This is a genomic window from Streptomyces sp. NPDC002573 (genome assembly GCF_042889625.1).
In the GTDB taxonomy this organism is placed as follows: domain Bacteria; phylum Actinomycetota; class Actinomycetes; order Streptomycetales; family Streptomycetaceae; genus Streptomyces; species Streptomyces gibsoniae.
Genome location: NZ_JBIARC010000203.1, coordinates 1 through 3,450 on the forward strand (window position 1 = coordinate 1; position 3,450 = coordinate 3,450).

General features: G+C 67.7%; 3 protein-coding genes. 1 reads left to right on the forward strand and 2 read right to left on the reverse strand.

The window, feature by feature from the left end:
- Window positions 1–814: 814 nt before the first annotated feature.
- Both ACFYX0_RS47130 and ACFYX0_RS47135 read right to left on the reverse strand, forming a co-directional pair.
- Complete coding sequence (locus ACFYX0_RS47130) at window positions 815–1,954, reverse strand: ISAs1 family transposase (RefSeq protein ID WP_388981842.1); 1,140 nt, start codon at window positions 1,952–1,954, stop codon at window positions 815–817.
- A 156-nt stretch (window positions 1,955–2,110) separates the two neighbouring features.
- The gene (locus tag ACFYX0_RS47135) at window positions 2,111–2,251 is read right to left on the reverse strand and encodes a hypothetical protein (RefSeq protein WP_388981845.1); all 141 of its coding nucleotides are present in this window, start codon (window positions 2,249–2,251) and stop codon (window positions 2,111–2,113) included.
- A 649-nt stretch (window positions 2,252–2,900) separates the two neighbouring features.
- On the opposite strand from ACFYX0_RS47135, the gene ACFYX0_RS47140 reads away from it, so the two are divergent.
- A partial coding sequence (locus ACFYX0_RS47140) for a glutaminase (RefSeq protein WP_388981847.1) occupies window positions 2,901–3,450 on the forward strand: 550 nt, incomplete at its 3' end.

Genomic DNA, 3,450 nt, shown 5'->3' on the forward strand with positions numbered 1-3,450 from the left:
CGTCACCGCAGGTCAGGCGCAGTGCGGCGGTTTTTGGGCGGTGGCGATCCGACGGCGCACGGTGATAGTCGCCGCGCCGGGCCGATCGCGAACTGACAGGTCAACGGCTCTCTATATCTGATGACCTGTCAGCTTCGAAGTGTCCAGACGCCTAAACTGACCTGCGCTGATTCCATGAGTGCGGTTGCAGTACTAGGTCATCGTCCGCCGCGAGCGTCGCCCGGCCCCCATTGGCTGGACCTCAATGCTGATCTTCGCTTCCGCTCGGGCCTTCCCGAGGTGGTTGGCCATCAGGACCATGCCCCGCAGTACACCTCGGCTTCCATCGTGGGGCGTTCGGTGATGTCGGTGACTCGGAGTTCGTTGCGGGCCTGCGGCGGAAGTGGCCCTCCCTCAGGTTGGAGGCGGAGGATGCCTCGTGCTTGTAGCGAGGTCGCCGACTGCTGGGCAGGCCCTGCGGCTGAAGGGGTAGACAGAATGGGGGTGGTGATCACGGCGCGCGTGATCTGGACCGGCGTGATCACCGTCTCACCGCGACCGATGACCACACGGTCTAATTTCACCAGCTGCAGCCCGGCACCGCCGATCAGATCGTAACCGGCGGGTCAACGAACGCAACGGCAAGGAAATGTCCGCCGAGAAGAGGAGCTTGCGGGCGGCCGCTCCGGTGGGGGAATGGAAAAACGGCCGCCCGCTCCCGCTGCCCCGCCGACAGGGCAGCGGGGTGCCCCTTCATCTAGGTGAACGTATGGACCGCAAGAGGAGGTTCACCTTCGGTGCAGAGCGACACCAGCGCCAGCTGCCCAGGGCTTGATCAAGTTCCGTTGAGGTCGGGCTTGTAGGTGATGCCCAGGATGGGGAGGGCTCGTTCGGGTTGGTCGCGGATGGCGCGGGTGGTCTTCGCGATGTTGGTCGCTCCGAGGGCTTTGAGGGCTCCGATCGCGAGGTTGCGGAGCGTGGCCATGACGCGGGGTGCGTTGCCGGCGTGGACAGTGGAGGCGTCTTCGGCGAAGGTACGGTCGCGGATGTGGTGCTGGGCTTCCACGGTCCAGTGTCCGCGCAGGTGGGAGGCGAGTTCGGCCGGTTTCGCCTGGTGGACGTCGAGGCTGGTGACCGCATAGACGGTCTCGCGGGTCTCCTTCCTGTCGGTCTCTTTGCGGCGGCGGTGGACGCGGAGGGCGAGCTTCGCGTGGGGGAAGGCGATGCCGCCAAGGTTGTCGGCGATGGCGAGAGTCTTGATCGAGCGGGACTCGCGACGGCCGTGTCCCTTGTTCGAGGCGGTGTGCTGGATGGCCACCGCATGCCAGTCCAGACCGTCCAGTTGGGCCCAGGCGGTGGGCTGATTGGGCTTGATCACGGCCACGTAGTGCGCTTTCTTGGTCTCGGCCAGCCAGGCGACGTTGGCCTTCACGGAGTGCAGCGTGTCGAAGGTGACCACATCTCCGTCCAGGTCGAGCGGTGCAAGCAGGGGCTGGAAGTGCCGTGTCTCGTTGGTCTTGGACCCAACCTCAGCCTGGGCGAGGGTGACCGGGCAGCCGTGGGTGACGGCGGACAGCAGGTGCCGGCGGGGCTGGTCCAGGCGGGCGGAGCCGCGCAGTGCCTTGCCGTCCACGGCGATCACCCGTCGCCTGCCCGGGGCCGCGGCGCTATGGCGGTGAGCCAGCCAGGCTCCCATGGCCGCATCGAGTGCGTCGGTGTCGAGACGCTCGAGGACCCTCCCGATCGCCGACCTGGACGGTGCATGCCGCCAGCGCAGCAGGTGACGGCGCACGCCGAGCGCGGCGAGCAGCCCTGCGTCGGCGCGGGCGCCCCACTCGGCGAGTTCGTCGATGGTCCGGGCTCCCGAGACCGCGGCGGCCGCGCAGACCAGCAGGATCGAGGTCAGCGAGTACCAGCGGCCCCGCCGGGAGCGAGGATCGGGCACCGCCTCCAGGAAGAACCGCAGGTCAGACATGTCATCCGGATTGAGCGGACCCAACTTGGCCAACACGGCAGGGATCGGGGAAGATGAGACAGCGGACACGGGAATCCTTTTGATCACTTGGCTTAGACACCTGAATGATCACGGATCCCGTGTCCGCTCTGTCATCCACCCCAACCCGCGGCATTTTCAGGCCAGTTGGGCGATCCCGGGAACTTGCGCAAGCCCTGCCAGCTGCCCCGGCGACAGCCCGGGCCTGCCATCGGTGGAATACAACCTGGCGAACTCCTCGTCCTCGAACAGCACGTCCAACCGGTCCCTGATCAGCATCGCCGGAGTGCCGTTCGGACACGCTGCCCGTGTCGTCCGCATCGTCCGGGTCGGGTCGGCGGTTACCTCGCCGCGGCGAGAATCACCGCCAAGTTGCCTTTACCCGGCCGGGATCGTGGTCGGTGCCGCGCAGCCGCGCAGCGTATTCGCGAAGGAGCCGGACTGGCCCTGGCTGCGGCGATATCGGCCGGCAGACGTGCTCCCGCGTGGCTGCCCACCCCGCGACCGTCGGTCGAGACGATGAGCTTGGGACGCGACCGGGTAGGTCGGGCAGAGGGGACACATTGCTGCGTCCCCGCCCCCCTCAGAACCGTACGTGCGCGTCACCCGGACATCCGACTCAAGCAAGCCCTGAGGCTCTTGGGAGGGAAGTGTTGTGCCATTGTTCGACGTGCTCGGCAGACAGCCGAGGCACGTGTGGGCGGGGCAGAGTCGGACTCCGCCCCGCGTCTTCGCTCCCCGGAGCTATTGCTCCCACTCGGTCGGGGACTGCGGGGGTCTGTCGGCCTGCAGCAGCAGTTGCCCGCAGAGCTGGCAGCGGCCCTCCGCTCAAGATTCGGGCCCGGCAGCAAGAAACGCGCGGGCTAGAATCCAGAACGTGATCATCTCAGGTGACCGGCTCGCTCGGCGGGACGGCACGATAGTGACCATGGCCCCCTCGCTGACCTTCCAGCCCGTGCTGGAACGTATCGCCGAAGAGATGGAGCAGCGGCCTGGGCGCGGACGGGCCGCCGACTACATCCCCGCGCTCGCCGCCCTGGACCCGCATCGCTTCGGCATGGCGGTCGCCGAGCTGGACGGCACGGTCTACGGAGTGGGGGAGTGGCGGCAGCCGTTCTCCGCGCAGTCCATCACCAAGGTCTTCACCCTCGCCCTGGGGCTGGCCCGCGAGGGCGACGAACTGTGGGAGCACGTGGGCCGGGAGCCCTCCGGCAACCCGTTCAACTCGCTGGTCCAACTGGAGTACGAGAACGGCATCCCGCGCAATCCCTTCATCAACGCGGGCGCCCTCGTCGTCACCGACCGGCTGCACAGCCGTACCGACGACGCGGCCGGCACCCTGCTCGACTTCCTGCGGGCGGAGAGCGGCAACCCGGAGCTGGGCTTCGACCAGGAGGTCGCCGCCTCCGAGACCGCGCACGGCGACCGCAACGCCGCCCTCGGACATTTCATGGCGTCCTACGGCAACATCGGCAACC